General features: G+C 54.8%; 14 protein-coding genes and 1 tRNA gene. 8 read left to right on the top strand and 7 right to left on the bottom strand.

The window, feature by feature from the left end:
* Positions 1-48: 48 nt before the first annotated feature.
* Positions 49-366, bottom strand: a complete 318-nt coding sequence (locus C4318_05300; GenBank protein MER3454559.1) for a WhiB family transcriptional regulator — start codon at positions 364-366, stop codon at positions 49-51.
* A gap of 375 nt (positions 367-741) precedes the next feature.
* Here C4318_05300 and C4318_05295 point away from each other — a divergent pair, with 375 nt between their 5' ends.
* Entirely contained in the window at positions 742-1,560 is an 819-nt protein-coding gene (locus C4318_05295; protein ID MER3454558.1) for a hypothetical protein, read from the top strand.
* Positions 1,561-1,614: 54 nt separating this feature from the next.
* On the opposite strand, the gene C4318_05290 is transcribed toward C4318_05295, so the two are convergent.
* The 4 genes from C4318_05290 to C4318_05275 are packed head-to-tail and all read right to left on the bottom strand — an operon-like array spanning position 1,615 to position 5,983.
* Complete coding sequence (locus tag C4318_05290; GenBank protein MER3454557.1) at positions 1,615-3,003, bottom strand: hypothetical protein; 1,389 nt, start codon at positions 3,001-3,003, stop codon at positions 1,615-1,617.
* Between the two features lie 41 nt (positions 3,004-3,044).
* Complete coding sequence (locus C4318_05285) at positions 3,045-3,962, bottom strand: diacylglycerol kinase (GenBank protein ID MER3454556.1); 918 nt, start codon at positions 3,960-3,962, stop codon at positions 3,045-3,047.
* 57 nt (positions 3,963-4,019) lie between these two features.
* Positions 4,020-4,898 carry a hypothetical protein gene (locus C4318_05280; protein MER3454555.1) on the bottom strand — a complete coding sequence of 293 codons (879 nt, stop codon included), beginning with the start codon at positions 4,896-4,898 and terminating at the stop codon, positions 4,020-4,022.
* The gene (locus tag C4318_05275) at positions 4,895-5,983 is read right to left on the bottom strand and encodes a glucosyl-3-phosphoglycerate synthase (GenBank protein ID MER3454554.1); all 1,089 of its coding nucleotides are present in this window, start codon (positions 5,981-5,983) and stop codon (positions 4,895-4,897) included. Before C4318_05275 ends, C4318_05280 begins: the two co-directional genes overlap by 4 nt.
* A 207-nt stretch (positions 5,984-6,190) precedes the next feature.
* On the opposite strand from C4318_05275, the gene C4318_05270 reads away from it, so the two are divergent.
* The 5 genes from C4318_05270 (at position 6,191) to C4318_05250 (ending at position 8,868) form a co-directional block, all read left to right on the top strand.
* Positions 6,191-6,267 (top strand) — tRNA-Trp (locus tag C4318_05270).
* 71 nt (positions 6,268-6,338) lie between these two features.
* Positions 6,339-6,656, top strand: coding sequence for a preprotein translocase subunit SecE (gene secE, locus C4318_05265; GenBank protein MER3454553.1), 318 nt, complete (start codon positions 6,339-6,341; stop codon positions 6,654-6,656).
* Between the two features lie 144 nt (positions 6,657-6,800).
* Positions 6,801-7,607 (top strand): transcription termination/antitermination protein NusG, encoded by an 807-nt coding sequence (locus C4318_05260; protein ID MER3454552.1) that lies wholly within the window; start codon positions 6,801-6,803, stop codon positions 7,605-7,607.
* 73 nt (positions 7,608-7,680) lie between these two features.
* Positions 7,681-8,112: a 50S ribosomal protein L11 gene (gene rplK / locus C4318_05255; GenBank protein ID MER3454551.1), complete on the top strand. Its 432-nt coding sequence runs from the start codon at positions 7,681-7,683 to the stop codon at positions 8,110-8,112.
* 60 nt (positions 8,113-8,172) lie between these two features.
* Positions 8,173-8,868, top strand: coding sequence for a 50S ribosomal protein L1 (locus tag C4318_05250; protein MER3454550.1), 696 nt, complete (start codon positions 8,173-8,175; stop codon positions 8,866-8,868).
* A 119-nt stretch (positions 8,869-8,987) separates the two neighbouring features.
* Here C4318_05250 and C4318_05245 read toward each other — a convergent pair whose 3' ends face one another.
* Together C4318_05245 and acs are read right to left on the bottom strand one after the other, a co-directional pair.
* Entirely contained in the window at positions 8,988-10,787 is a 1,800-nt protein-coding gene (locus C4318_05245) for a hypothetical protein (GenBank protein MER3454549.1), read from the bottom strand.
* Positions 10,784-12,766 (bottom strand): acetate--CoA ligase, encoded by a 1,983-nt coding sequence (gene acs / locus C4318_05240; protein ID MER3454548.1) that lies wholly within the window; start codon positions 12,764-12,766, stop codon positions 10,784-10,786. The genes C4318_05245 and acs overlap by 4 nt, the downstream gene beginning before the upstream one ends.
* A 529-nt stretch (positions 12,767-13,295) precedes the next feature.
* Here acs and C4318_05235 point away from each other — a divergent pair.
* Both C4318_05235 and C4318_05230 read left to right on the top strand, forming a co-directional pair.
* Positions 13,296-13,829, top strand: coding sequence for a 50S ribosomal protein L10 (locus C4318_05235; protein MER3454547.1), 534 nt, complete (start codon positions 13,296-13,298; stop codon positions 13,827-13,829).
* A 109-nt stretch (positions 13,830-13,938) separates the two neighbouring features.
* On the top strand, positions 13,939-14,334 hold the full coding sequence (locus C4318_05230) for a 50S ribosomal protein L7/L12 (protein ID MER3454546.1): 396 nt from the start codon (positions 13,939-13,941) through the stop codon (positions 14,332-14,334).
* The last annotated feature ends 62 nt before the right edge of the window (positions 14,335-14,396 follow it).

The following is a 14,396-nucleotide window of genomic DNA, read 5'->3' as shown; positions in this document are numbered from 1 at the left end:
AGAGGCAGTACTCAAAAGTACAAGATTGCCACCTAAGGCAATTGAAACCTAATACACGGACGCTTCTGCTGCGAACTTTACGGGATCCAAACGTCCAGCGAGCCATTTCTTCCGGAGTATTTTTCGTTCTTCCTCGCTCGTCCCACCCCAGACTCCAGACTCCTGGTTGGTGACAAGGGCAAATTCGAGACACTCTGCTCTTACCTCGCATATCGCGCAGATGCGCTTAGACTCTTCGATCTGAACGAGCGCTGGGCCCGTTGTGCCGACTGGAAAAAATAAGTCGGGTTCCATCTCTCTGCATGCCGCTTGCTTGCGCCATTCCTCTTTGGCCGGATCGAATACCCTCGCTACCAGAGTCGACATAACGCTCGCCCCTTTCCGCCTGCTGTGATTCGCTTAGAGACTTTCAGACTTTTTATGTTCCGTTGTCGAGTAGCGATCCGCACGGCCGCGCCTCACCAGCACTGAATCCTTCGGGGATAAGTAGTGCCTCCCTTGGCGCCGCCCGCCGCCACTTGTGCAAACTTTCACATACGCTTGCAAAAAAATAATAACTGCTTGCTATGGATTGCAACATCGTGAGTCTCTTCACAAGAGGATACGAGTAAGTCGCAATGTTTTCAAGAGTCCTCTTGGAAATTTTTACCTTGTGGTTTACTAGAGCGATTTTCGGGGTTTGTCGTGTAATAGCGTGTATGTTCACAGGTAATTCGCCCCGAGGTGGAGAGGGCGCTCTTTTTGCTGGTGTCTAAATCGGAGCTGAGGTTGTGGAGAGCGAGCGAGATGCGGTTGGAGAACGTTATTTCCTGGGATCGGTTCGTGGTGCTCGGCCACAGAGGCAACCCTAGGAGAAAGGCCGAAAACACTCTCGAGTCGTTTGTGGATGCTGTGTCCTGTGGGGCTGACGGAGTGGAGCTGGACGTGCATTTGTCCCAGGACGAAGTTCCAGTGGTGTGTCATGATCCGCAGGTTTTGACCACTAGCGGCGAGAAAGTAACCGTGGGATTAGCGCCATGGAAGGTGCTTTCGCGACTTGAGGTCGTGCTCGGCGAGACGACTGGGAGGCTGTGCAGGCTGGAGGAAGTGCTCGACGCACTCGACCGCCATCTTGTCGACGTGGAGCTGAAAGATTTGCCGCTGGGCGATCCGAAGCTGGCTAATTCAAAGGTTGGTCAGGTTGCTGCACGGGTGATAAAAGAACGAGGCGCGCAAGATAGGGCGATGCTCTCAAGCTTTTACATACCTCACCTGAAAAAAGCAGAATCGGTAGAACCTTTTGTTCCAAGGGGATGGCTATTGCCTCCTGGGGTTGCCGCATCCGACTCAATCCCTCTTGCGGCTGCTGAAGGTATGGCTTATCTACTACCCCATGCCTCAGGGATTCCCTCTGATGTCGCAGGTCTTGAAAAAGTTGTCGATCTAGCTCAAAACAGCGGTATCGAGCTCATATGTTGGACCGTAGACGAACCTGACGCCGCTCGCCGCCTGCGGGAAGCAGGAGCATCAGGCGTAATAACTGACGATCCAGAGGGTATTGCGGCTGCATTGCGGGAATAGGTCCCCACCGAACCCGGGATGACTCAAGCCCTGAACTGCCCATCGAGCCTTTACTCACTCGGATTTCATAAGAGCCAGTTTTTCGACTGCTGCTCTGACGACCTCTAGACCGCGTTCGAACTCGGCCACCGGTATCCTCTCGTTTTCGCCGTGAATCGTCTCGATGAGCTCCATAGAGACGATCGCAGGCGTCAATCCAAAGCATTTTGTTCCCTTCTTGCGCCAAAACCGCGAATCGGTGAAACCGGTGGCGATCGAGGCTGCGAACATCGAGTCAGGTGCGGCGATCCTCGAGGATTCCTCGAGCGCATCAAAGAGTTCACCGCGTGGGGAACTGCCATGGGGTGTGGACTCGAAGATGACCCTCACCGACACCCCGTACCTCTCTGCTATGCGCCGCACGTCTTCGACGAAATCGCGTGGATTGATGTCGGGGAGGAGGCGACAGTCGAGGGTTGCTTTGGCGGTACCGGGGACTACATTGGGCTTGTAGCCTGCCTGGAGAATAGTGACCGAGACGAGGTCCTTGAGGAGAGCTTTCTGTGGCCGCGAGAGCCTGTGAGATACGAGGGGAAGGATAGCCGAGCCGCCGGGGTTCGCGATTGCTTTGAGAACAGCTCGTTGGGGGCCCCTAGCCTGCTCGGACAGTGCCGCGTACAAATGCCGTATCTCATCTATTACGCGGAACCGGCGGTTCCGGGACTTGATTTTCCCGATGCAGAGGAGCAGGTTTTCGAGAGCTTGTTCATCGGGTGGAATACCTCCGTGGCCCGATGCAGCCTGTGCTTCGAGTTCCAGCCACACTGCCGACTTCTCAGTGACTGCACAAAAAAAGCCGTCTAATCCCGGGAGAACAGAGGCGACACCGAACCCACCCTCTGTGAGCATTTCGTGGCACTGTACTTGCTCCCAGTGTTCTGCGGTAATCCATTCGGCTCCACAAGCTCCTCCCTCTTCTTCATCGGCCACGGCCACGAATAAAAGATCGCGTTGGAGGTCTGCTGATCCCGCCGCCACCGCCTCGGCGGCGTAGAGAAATGCCCACAGGTGCATGATCCCGAGGGACTTAGTGTCCAGGGCGCCGCGGCCCCAAAGTTCGCCTGCTATGACCTCCCCCCCGAAGGGGTCGTGCAACCATCGCGACTCGTCGACTGGCACAACGTCCATGTGATGCATGAGGCAGATGGCATTGGATGGATCTTTACCTGAGCGAAGTCTCGACACGAGATTAGGCCTTCCGCCAGGTCCCTGAAGAATCTCGTACTCGATCGAGCGCGTCTCTAGAAGAGAGGAAAGGTATTCGGCAGCTGCCCCCTCGTTTCCGGGCGGGTTGCTGGTGTCGATACGAATGTACTGAGTAAGGACCTCCAGGGCACTTTTGTGGTCTAGAGAGCGGTTTACAACACTGTTTCGGCCCTCTTTTGCTCGCCTGCCTCTTGCCATCGTTTATTTCCCCCTAACTGTCTGTCTCCGAGATGTCCTAGCTAGCAGATCACATCGACCACATCGGCCTCCCACTCAAGTGCTGCTCCCGACATACGTCCGACGAACTCGCCGTCGACTTCGACGGCGACTGGGCGCGATGCCTCGATGGTCAGCGCCTCGATGTCCTCAAATAGTGCTAGATCGGGACTGGGTACGATACGGTTTCCGTAGCCCAAAGCAGATACCAGAAGGGAAAGTATTTTGGAAATTTTCGATGACTTGGGTGCAACGGCCCAAAGTCCTCTGTCGAAGCTCGCCTCAGGAGCCGGCCGGATTGGAAAAGATCGGAAATAGGTATAGACGTGGGAGTTTAGGACGAGGGCGAAGTAGATCCCGTCCTCCCGCCGGTCGGGCGTGGCTATCGTTATGGAAGGGTTTTTTCGGTCGAAGTGGAAGAAGAAGATCTTCAATGCCTGGGAAACGAAAAACCAGTCTCGGTACATTTTTTTCAGGTAGACGCGGCGCTCTACTGCTTCGACCACCTCTGCATCAAAACCGAATCCTGCCACGAACGAGAAGTATCGGTTATCGAGACGGCCCAGTCCTAGAGACCTCCGTCGCCCGTGTGCTATGTCCCGTAGTAGCTGAACAACTGCCCTGTCTAGCTGGCGGGGAATTCCCACAGTCCTAGCTAAGACATTGGTGTGACCGCCTGGCAGAATTCCCAAGGCAGTATGAGAGTGAGCTACACCGTTGATGGCCTCGTTTACCGTCCCATCCCCTCCCAGAGTCACCACAATATCGAAGCCGTCTTCAGCAGCCTCTCTCGCTAGCTCGGTCGCGTGACCTTTGTGAGTTGTAACGGCTGTTTCCAGCTTGTGGCTAGAGGCAAGCATCTCCTGGACCAATCGCTGACGCCTAGGAGAGTGGCGCGTAGCGTTTGTGTTGACGATTAGAAATACTCGGGCCACTCCGATATCCCTTTTCTACGTTGATAGCCCCTTAGGTCTTGAGAGTGTCTGCTTCCGACGGACTCAACCCTTTTCTCTGAGGCACAGCTCTACGGCTTCCGCCCATCCAAGCCCGTGTGGCTTTTCCGTCACGAATACATTATCGAACTGTTTTGCGAACTTGACGATGGAGGGGTCTAAATCTACTGCGTGACGAAGTAAAAACATAGCGCCCACTTCTGCGGCGGTTTCTATGTCGGCTCTGGAATCTCCCAGCGAAACCGCTTCTTGGCGCCTCAGTCCAAGTCTGCGTATGACCTCCCTTATGGCACGTGCTTTGCTAGTGCCGTAAGGAAGAAGGTGGTAGGCGTGCACCCTCGAGACCTCGAGCGACTCATACTGTCTCGGGATAACTCCGTTGTCTACTAGGTGGCACCAATCGATCCCAGCTTTTCTCAGGGCTTCGTTCTCTTCTGCCACATGCACGTTCCCCCGGAAAAGGTGCGAGGCTATTCTTCCTTCGTTCCAGGGGGTGTGAAACTCGAGCTTTCCGCGATTACGCTCTAGCAGTAGATCTACAGCTCCCGAGCAGATCATGGTTTCATATGGCGGGTTCTCGCTGGGCAGGCACTCTCCGAATAGCTTGATCGTACGCGGACGCGGTGATTCTTTTGTGTGTAGCGAGATGATAGCTCCCACCTCCGCTATGTAAGAACGTGCACCTATCACCCATGCAACAGGCTCGACATGCTCTATCTGGCGCCCTGACACCGGAATGACTTCCACACCTCGCATGTGAGCTTCGGCGAGCGCCGCGGCAGGTGCACCGGTTGGGGTCCCATCTCCCAAACGAAACAAGCTGCCCCCTCTCCCCAGAAGCGTCCCGTCCAAGTCGGTGAATATCACCTTCAGTTCGGAACAGGCAGCCAAGACTGAATCTCGGTGATCACTAAGACTTTTCAATGGTCACTGACTCGCTCGGCACTGCTTTCATCAACGGGCTCCCCGCCCCCCTTCACCTTCACTGTATATACGGGCGGTCGCTGATAAAGCCGTAGCTGCTTTGAGTAGACAGGGGTATAGCTGAGCGGCTGCGCATATCCTGCAAGAGCTCGCCTCACCTCGGGGACCCTCCTTAGGATTGCGTATGAAACCTCGGCAGCCATGGGCGCTAGGTCAGAAAGAGGCCGATTGCGGTGGTGCCTGATCTCCAGATCGCACTCGGCGATTCTGTCGGGACCTGCTAGCGAAAAGACGTCTATCAAAATCCCGACGTCCACTCCATAGCCGGTATCCAGAGGGATTCGCTCGAGAAGCCATCTCCTTCCTGCGTACTCCCCGGATAGGGGCTGGGAGATCACCGACAGCGCGGGGAAAAAGTGAAGAAGAAGTGGGCGGGCGGTCAGCTCGGTAACCCTTCCACCCTCACCAATCTCGGCGCGCTGGGCGATCCGCGCATCTAAAGGGCCCCTATCTTCTGGGGCGTGTAAGCCTTTAGCAGCGCCAGACAATGGCCTTTTGTAATAGGCCTTTACGAACGAGATGTCAGGGTCGCAGAGTAGTGGGCCCACAAGGCCAAGGACAAAGCGCTCGGAAAAGTCGACTACGTCGCCGTCGAGCCAGCAGATGATATCTCCGGCAGACGCGGCGATGCCCTTGAAGATAGCTTCTCCCTTACCTACTGCTCGCCCTAGCTCGGGCAGGATCTCGTAATCCAGTAGCACGTTGGCGCCTGCCCCTTCCGCGATTTCCCGAGTTCGGTCTAGCGAGCCGGAATCGATGACGAAAACCTCGTCCAACAGCCCGACTTCACGTAGTTCCGCCAGTTTTTGTACTACCAACCCGATCGTGGCTTCCTCGTTTAAAGTGGGAACACACGCAGAGATTGTTGTCGATCCCTTGCGTCTGAGTAGGGCGTCAAGGTCAAACTGAGTGTGGGAGAATCGCTTTATTGGAATCCCTCCGAAGCTATCGGGAACCAATGTCTGTCCCTGGCGCTGAATCGGCCGTGCTTCATGTTGCATATGTATCGGGTAATAGTCGGCCAATAAATTGGAGTGCGACAGCTGGATGGATAGCTCGACAAAAACAGATAAGGATAAGGATATATTGCGCAGGGCGACCACACATATACTGAACCGACCCCTGCGGAACAATAGCGCAAGGCCCGGTTTTGTCGGCGCGTCCGGCAAACGGCGCTACGGGGCTAGGATCAATGTGGATCCTCATCTCACCGGAGCGGCGCGCGACATCGAAGGGCAGTAGCTCAAGCAGGTAGAGCACCGGTCTCCAAAACCGGCGGTTGGGGGTTCGAATCCCTCCTGCCCTGCCCCGTTATGCACTTATCCGATCGGTTGCGAAAACCGGCTAGATTGCGGAGGATGTATCGAATTGAACAGACAGATGCGGCGGCTCGCGCAGAAGCAGGGCCAAGGGACAGCCAACCCTCAGCAAGCCGCAAAGTCGACGGCGGAGCTGCGACAAGCTAGAGTGCAGCGCCGTGCGGCCCAGCCTGTGAGTGCTCCGAGGCGGCAGAAAACCTCAGTAGGAAAGTTCGTTCGCGAGTCCATCGCGGAGCTAAAAAAAGTAGAGTGGCCATCTCGCGCTGAGGTATCTACGTACGGGGTTGTAGTTCTCATAACGCTGGTCTTACTCGGGCTGTATGTCTTTGCGGCGGACGTGTTGCTCGCTAGAGCAGTGTTTACCTTCTTCAAGGGGTGAAGTTTTTGCGGAGCTATTTACATGACCCAAGTCGAAGACGCTACACAACACCAAAAAGAGCGGTATGCAGCGGATGCAGACAGCGGCGAACACCAACAGAGCCGCTCTGCTTTCGCTCACCCCTCACTTGCCTAGGAGGTTGACATGGCCGTAACGAAAGAACAAGAGGAACTGGAGGGCCGGGCGAGGGTGCAGGACAAAGCGGAAGGAGAGGCCTCAGGGGAGGATCACCCCGAGAACGTACTCGCTTCTCTCGAACAACGGCCCGAGGAAGCCAAATCCGAAGGAGGCTTAGTCACGAGGGGCGAACAAGATTTCTCGGGCGAGGACGTAGAGGAAGAGTACGAGGACGCGTACGAGGGAGAAGAGTACGAGGACGAAGAGTACGAAGAAGAAGACTATCCCGAGTCCCCCTTCGACCAACCCGGAGACTGGTTTGTTGTTCATACCTATGCAGGATACGAAAACAAGGTCAAGCAAAACCTCGAAGCCAGAATCAAATCGATGAACATGGAAAACGACATTTTCGAGGTCGTGATCCCTACAGAGGAAGTTATCGAGTGGAAGGATGGTAAAAAGACGGTCTCGGAAAAAAAGGTGTTCCCCGGTTACTTGCTAGTGCGGATGTACTTAAATGATGCATCTTGGCACGTGGTCCGCAACACGCCTGGGGTCACGGGATTCGTTGGCTCGGGACCGAAACCGACACCTTTGAGCCGCCAAGAAGTAGAGCAGATACTGCAGGCGCGGCCCGAATACCAGAGAAAAGCCAGGCCTCGAATAGAGTTCGAGGTCGGGGAGACGGTGCGTGTCGTGACTGGCCCGTTCGCGGACTTTGCGGGTCAGATCGCAGAGATCAATCCCGACCAGTCGAAGCTCAAGGTGCTGGTTAATATCTTTGGTCGAGAAACTCCAGTCGAGCTCAACTTTGGCGAGGTAACTAAGATCTGACCCCATCGTGACTGGGCGTTTCGACGAGCATTTCCCAGAACAGTTATGAGTTAGAGGGGAACGGCAGTTTGCTATGGCAAAGAAAAAGAAGATAGCCGCAATTATCAAGCTTCAGTTGCCTGCGGGCCAGGCGACACCAGCTCCGCCAGTCGGGACCGCTCTGGGCCAGCACGGGGTCAACATAATGGAGTTCTGCAAGGCCTATAACGACGCCACGAAGGCGCAGACCGGAACAATCGTTCCCGTAGAGATCACTGTCTTCGAGGACCGAAGCTTTAGCTTCGTTACCAAGACGCCGCCGGCCTCAGTCTTACTAAAGCAGGCGGCAGGACTAGAGAAAGGGGCGTCGAATCCAGGTCGAAGCAGTGTGGGAAGGGTCACGATTCAGCAGGTGCGCCAGATCGCAGAAACGAAGCTTCCAGATCTGAACGCTGGCGATGTGGAAGCCGCCATGCGAATCATCGAGGGGACGGCGCGATCGATGGGGATTGAAGTAGCCAGATGATAGGCACTCAGTCGATCCGATACACCTCGATGAAGTGGGGTTCGAGAGCCGGAGGATTTGATGGCAGTTAGATCCAAGAAGTACCGACAAGCGGCGTCCCGATTCGACCGCCAAGCGGCGTACCCGCCCCAGGACGCCATCCGTATTGCTAAAGAGTTGGCATACGCAAACTTTGATGAGACTGTCGAGGCTGTCTTCCGGCTGGGTATAGATCCTCGGAAGGCGGACCAGAATGTGAGGGGAACTATAAGACTCCCTCATGGAACCGGCAAGACCAAAAAGGTAGCCGTTTTCGCGGAGGGTGAGAAAGCAAGAGAGGCAGAAGAGGCAGGTGCCGACATCGTTGGAGGACAAGACCTTGTTGCTCGCGTGGAGAAAGGGTTTTTAGATTTTGATGTAGCAATCGCAACCCCCGACATTATGAGCCAGGTCGGAAAAGTCGGAAAAATTTTGGGACCGCGAGGGCTAATGCCCAATCCCAAGTCGGGGACTGTGACGTTCGATGTTGCTGATGCAGTCCGGGATTTCAAGGCTGGAAAAATCGAGTATCGGAATGACCGTACCGGTAATGTTCACGTTCCGATCGGCAAGGTCAGCTTCGATGTCGACAAGCTTGTGGAGAACTTCGCTGCTGTAGCAGAGGAGCTCATACGCGCTAAGCCGCCAACAGCCAAGGGTCGGTACATAAAAAAGGCAGCTGTCTCCAGTACGATGGGACCTGGCATCAAAATCGATCCCCTGAAAGTACGGCCCTAGTAGGACGTGGAATCGACCAAAGGAGTCCTGCTAGGTCATTACTGAAGGACAACCGATGCCGTGATCGCTTGTTCCGTATCCCTTTGTCGCTGCGGACTTTTCAACGCCGACTCTCCAGCCTAAGACGGTTGAATTTGAGGTAGGTCTTCAACTAGGAAGACGATCAAGGCAGGAGACTTGAACCTTTGCTTCAGACATGGAAGCATGGCAAGTTCTGGGGAGGCCCTGTGAATGACGGTTTTGGATACTCTCTTTGGATCTCCGCGTTTTACCGCTACGAGCTCGGAGAAGACTAGGTCGTTATCGACAAGAGGTGGAGTGCCGTCCTCGACCGAGACCGAACTCACGGTCTCCAACAGCTTTATCCATCTAGTTGCAGGGTTGAGTGCTATCGCCTCCATTCCGTATTTCTCTTTCAACTCAAAGACCTTTTGGCAGGAGGGACGATGAAGCAAATTCAGCACGTCCTCTCGCCGCACATCTGAATCAACGAGTGGGCTGGCGTAAAAACTATGGGCTACGAAGACAAGCCCCCGTCCCGACAGAGCCGAGACGATCAATTCCTCCTGCCCACCCACAAAAGAGCTTTTCTTACTCGTCGACAACTCAAGCACCTTAGCTGCCGCCGCAAAGTCAGGGTCGATCGGGCTGTGCGCGTATGCGAGTAAGTCGTCGGTGGCTGCGAACCATGAGAGGGAGAAGATGGCCACGACGGCTGCAGTTCCAGTTCGTACCAACGCCTCTGTTTTATAGTGGTGTCCTTGGCGCGGCTTGGACATGTAGTGATCTATGCACAAACCCACTTGCCAGCTTGCTAGGAGACAAGTACCGAGCAGACTCGGCACTGTCACCCACCACGTAAAAAGACTCCATCCAAACAACGGATAAGTGAGATATGCCGACAAAAAAACCAGCCATGCCAAAAAAGTAGTTAGCAGAAGCACTATTAATGCCCGTGGGGGGTCGTCGTAACTGCGATTCAGTAGTCGTTTTACCGAAAAAGCAGCCAGTGTTATCGGAATTCCAAAACCGAATCCTACGGTCCAATGGGATATGTCAAGGCTCGCCAAGGACTGCCAGTAGATGTAACCCGAAGAACTGTTTGTTCTCAGCAAGCCCTTTACTACAGGCACTAGGTAGAACGACGAAATAAGCACACCCAATCCCAGCCCGGCTGCGACGGTCGCAGCTGAGACCGCCCGTTTTTCGCTGCTTTTCAAAAAAACGGCGGTCCCTATGGCTGCTAAAAATCCAATAGGGGCATAGATAGGCATGGTAAGGACAAGAGCCGAAGCGAGCAGTGCTATTGAGGCGATGGCTGCTCCGCGCCTCTGGAGGAGGCGGGTTGATGCGACTGGGAGTGCCAAGCAGGCGACACCACCCAGGAGCTGTTGGGGTTTTGCGGCTAGTACCATCCACAGACCTCTGTCAGGGGGGTAGGAAAACAGGTAGTATGCTGCAAAGCTGCCCAGGGCAAAGACGATGATCAAGGTGTAGGACGGGTGAGCTCCTATTTGTCGTGCGATCCACGCCAAACCGGCAGCGGAGATCAGAAGTGCTACGATCGGAGCCCATCGGACAGTGGTCTGGGCGTCCATACCAAGTAGGCGACCGGCTCCTCCGGCTATCCAAAAGTACAGCGGGGGATAGTGAGCTCGCACCCCTCTGTAAAAGTAGTCTCCCAAAAGATTTCCGGCCTGTACTTGGCCAACAATTGCTAGCTGATACCTGTTATCCCCTTGACCACCGTCGTAAAAGCTTCGCATCGAGATTGCCTGCAAAGCATAGATAGTGGCGAATGAAACGATGGTTGCACAAGAGCAGGGGATCCATTTCCGCTGTCGATCTGACGGTCCGAAAAGGCAGACGGCGAGTGCGATGAATGCTCCGCCGACCGCTCCCGCGAGAGAGGCAATCAATCTTCTTCGGAGCGGCGCGCTTCGGCCAGACGCCTGATCTCTTCGACTACATCAGCGTTCGCAAGAGTCGTTACGTCTCCAAGCTGGCGCTGTTCCGAGATGTCTCTTAGCAAACGCCGCATGATCTTTCCTGAACGCGTCTTTGGAAGGTCATCGGTGATTACTATGCTCTTAGGACGAGCAATCTTTCCGATTTTCTCAGCTACCCATTCCCGTAATTCAGATATGAGAGCTTCTTCGTCTCCGTCGTAGCTCCCCCCTGCGAGAGTTACGAAAGCTGCTATTGCCTGGCCACTGTCGGGATCGCTGCGGCCGACTACAGCTGCCTCTGCCACAGCAGGGTGTGCCACAAGGGCAGACTCGACTTCGGCCGTAGAAATTCGATGGCCCGCAACGTTCATCACGTCGTCAACTCTGCCCATTAGCCAGAAGTAGCGGTCTTCGTCAAGGCGACATCCGTCTCCGGTGAAATACACGCCGTCGAAGCGGGACCAGTAGGTATTGCGGTATCGCTCGGGATCACCGTAGATCGTGCGCAGCATCGAAGGCCATGGCTCCTCGATCACCAAGTATCCTCCGTGGCCGGGGTCTACAGGATTCCCATCGTCGTCGTAGACGTTGGCTTTTATCCCTGGAAGTGGACGAGTAGCTGAGCCCGGTTTCGTAGTTGTAAGACCAGGCAGAGGGCTAATGAGTATAGAGCCCGTTTCCGTTTGCCACCAGGTATCCACGATCGGACATCTCTCTCCGCCGATGATCGAGTGATACCACATCCATGCCTCGGGGTTTATCGGTTCTCCAACGCTCCCCAACAGTCGCAGCGAAGAAAGGTCGTGCTTACCAGGGTATTGCGGTCCCCATCTCATAAAGGTTCGGATGGCCGTCGGCGCTGTGTACAGGATTGTCGCCTTATACTCCTCTACTATTCGCCACCAGCGGTCTTTTTCGGGAAAGTCAGGTGTGCCTTCGTAGAGGATGCCCGTTACGCCGTTCGATAGTGGTCCGTACACTATGTAGGAATGGCCTGTAACCCATCCGATGTCTGCCGCACACCAGTAGATATCGTCTTCTTTGATATCGAAAACAGCCCAGTGCGTGAAGCTAACCTGTGTCAGGTACCCTCCGGTGCTATGCACGATACCCTTGGGTTTTGCCGTGGTTCCGGAGGTGTAGAGGATGTAAAGCATGTCCTCTGCATCCATTGCTTCAGGATCGCACTTCTCAGACTGGGCTTCGACAACTTCATGCCAGAAAAAGTCGCGCCCGTCTTTCATCGAAATCTCGTACGAGTCCATTCTTTTGAACACTAGGACCTTTTCGACCGAGGGGGTCGACTCCAATGCCTTGTCGGCGTTGGCCTTCAGAGGCACAACGTTACCCCGGCGCCACCCCGCGTCTTGAGTGATGAGGACCTTCGCTTGTGCGTCGTTTACTCTGTCCGCCAGGGCTTCGGAGGAAAAGCCCCCGAAAACTACGGAGTGCACAGCCCCGATCCTTGTGCACGCCAGCATGGCGATAGCAAGCTCGGGAACCATGCCCATGTAGATGGCAACGCGATCACCGCGGCGTACTCCCAAAGACCTAAGAGCGTTCGCGCACTTTGCGACCTGGACCATAAGCTCGCCGTAAGTGACGACTCGTTTTTCACCAGGTTCGCCTTCCCAAAAAAACGCTATTTTCGCCGCTTTTGCAGGGAGATGGCGGTCTATGCAGTTGTACGAGACATTGAGTTTGCCGCCGAGGAACCACTTCGCAAAAGGGGGATCCCACTCGAGGACTCGATCCCATTTTTTGAACCACGACAGCCTATCGGCTTGCTGTGCCCAGAACCTTTCTGCATCAGATGCTGCTTTTTCGTAAATGTCGGGGTCCGAGATGTTGGCTCGAGCAGCAAACTCCTTTGGTGGAGGAAAAGTCCTCTGCTCGGAGAGAAGAACCTCGATTGCGTCCCCACCAGACTGCGAACTGCCAAGGCTCATTCGAGCTCCTCTCGACTCACTCGATTGCTAATTGGTAGCGGCCACGCTGTCTCGCAATTACGGATTCTCTATCAGACCCTATCACTTTGGGACGGTAGCCACCCCTTCTGACTTCTCACCATTTTTACACCCGCACATGCGGCGATGCATCGAAGTCTTTTACACGATTCTAAGAAGCGCTAAGAATGCACTGTTCGTGGAGTCTTAAACCTTCTTCACCAGGACCGTGCCCACTCTGGGGAGTGAGATATTTTGATTGTCACCTGTCGGTGCCGTGGTATAGTGCCCCCTCGGCCAAAGACAGCAGGTGCGTCCGGAGCGTAGGAGCGTAATGGGGGCGCGGATAGAGGCTGCACCCCGCCTGCCGAGGCGATCGCATTCAGCGAAGCCACCCGAAGCCAAGTCTCTTTGCCTCGCCTTTCTCCGGATCTCCCTGTGCAACAAGGCTTGCCATGACGCACAAGTTAGTTGCCGTAAAGCGAGCTTTCTATTGCGAGCTTTCTATTAGAGGATTCCTAGAGGAGCCGGAGTGCCCAGGCCAGAGAAGGAAGCTGTAGTCGCTGAACTAGAAAAGAGTTTAAACGAGTCCCAAGGAGTGTTCATAACCGAGTACAGAGGACTCACTGTGGCCGAGCTAGCGCAGCTCAGAAACGCTTTGCGACAGAACTCTGCGGAGTTCAAGGTTGTGCGGAACACGCTCACTAAGATCGCTCTTGAGCGCACAGGCAAGCAGAGCCTTTCCCACTTTTTCGAAGGTCCATCCGCACTCGCATTTTACAAGGGTGATGCGGTGCCAGTTGCAAAAGCCCTGCGCGATTTCGCACAAGATCATCCATCTCTTGTAATCAAGGGAGGCACGCTGGCCTCCCGAGTCCTTGTCGCAGAAGACGTTGAACGCCTTGCAAAGATTGAGCCTAGGGACGTATTGCTTTCCAAAGCCGCGGGCGCTATGAAGGCACCTCTCTTCGGGGTAGCAGCTGCCACGTCTGGATTATTGCGCAGAGCTGCCTGTGCTCTAGGAGCGCGGTTGAGGCAGGCAGAGGCTGCTTCAAGCACGGAGTAGGAGTTTGTGACAATGAACGCCTACCAATCGGTGTTAGAGGGGCTTGCAGTCCCGCAAGATTTTTTATGGTAATGGTCGAGGACCCGGAAATAGAGCGAAGGGAGGAGTAATGGCCAATACCAAGCTGACAACTGAAGAGCTGATCGAGCACTTCAAGAACATGACGGTGCTGGAACTGTCAGAGTTTGTAAAGGCATTCGAGGAAGAATTCGGTGTTTCTGCAGCTGCTCCGGTAGCAGTGGCCGCAGCTACGGCCGCGCCGGCTGATGAGGCGGGACCCGCAGAAGAGGAAAAGGACGAATTTGACGTAGTTCTAACCAGCGCCGGGGAGAAGAAAATTCAAGTTATCAAGGAAGTTAGAGCGCTGACCAATCTGGGTCTTAAAGAAGCCAAGGATTTGGTCGACTCCGCACCCAAACCGGTTTTGGAGAAAGTCTCCAAAGAGGAGGCCGAAAAGGCCAAACAACAGCTGGAGGCTGCCGGGGCAACTGTGGAGCTCAAGTAAAGAGCAGAATGCAGGGTAAAAGGGAGTACATTCCAAAGTGCCCAATGGCCTCTGTGTTTATT

Source organism: Acidimicrobiia bacterium, from assembly GCA_040289475.1.
Classification (GTDB): domain Bacteria; phylum Actinomycetota; class Acidimicrobiia; order ATN3; family PSLF01; genus PSLF01.
The sequence above is the reverse complement of the archived record's forward strand: the minus strand, read 5'-3'. Positions and strand labels throughout refer to the sequence as shown.

Excerpts from the sequence above, each read along its gene's own strand:
- C4318_05300 (MER3454559.1), bottom strand. The coding sequence starts at position 366 with ATGTCGACTCTGGTAGCGAGGGTATTCGATCCGGCCAAAGAGGAATGG.
- secE (MER3454553.1), top strand. The coding sequence starts at position 6,339 with ATGCGGCGGCTCGCGCAGAAGCAGGGCCAAGGGACAGCCAACCCTCAG.
- C4318_05250 (MER3454550.1), top strand. The coding sequence starts at position 8,173 with ATGGCAGTTAGATCCAAGAAGTACCGACAAGCGGCGTCCCGATTCGAC.
- acs (MER3454548.1), bottom strand. The coding sequence starts at position 12,766 with ATGAGCCTTGGCAGTTCGCAGTCTGGTGGGGACGCAATCGAGGTTCTT.
- rplK (MER3454551.1), top strand. The coding sequence starts at position 7,681 with ATGGCAAAGAAAAAGAAGATAGCCGCAATTATCAAGCTTCAGTTGCCT.
- C4318_05290 (MER3454557.1), bottom strand. The coding sequence starts at position 3,003 with ATGGCAAGAGGCAGGCGAGCAAAAGAGGGCCGAAACAGTGTTGTAAAC.
- C4318_05230 (MER3454546.1), top strand. The coding sequence starts at position 13,939 with ATGGCCAATACCAAGCTGACAACTGAAGAGCTGATCGAGCACTTCAAG.
- C4318_05260 (MER3454552.1), top strand. The coding sequence starts at position 6,801 with ATGGCCGTAACGAAAGAACAAGAGGAACTGGAGGGCCGGGCGAGGGTG.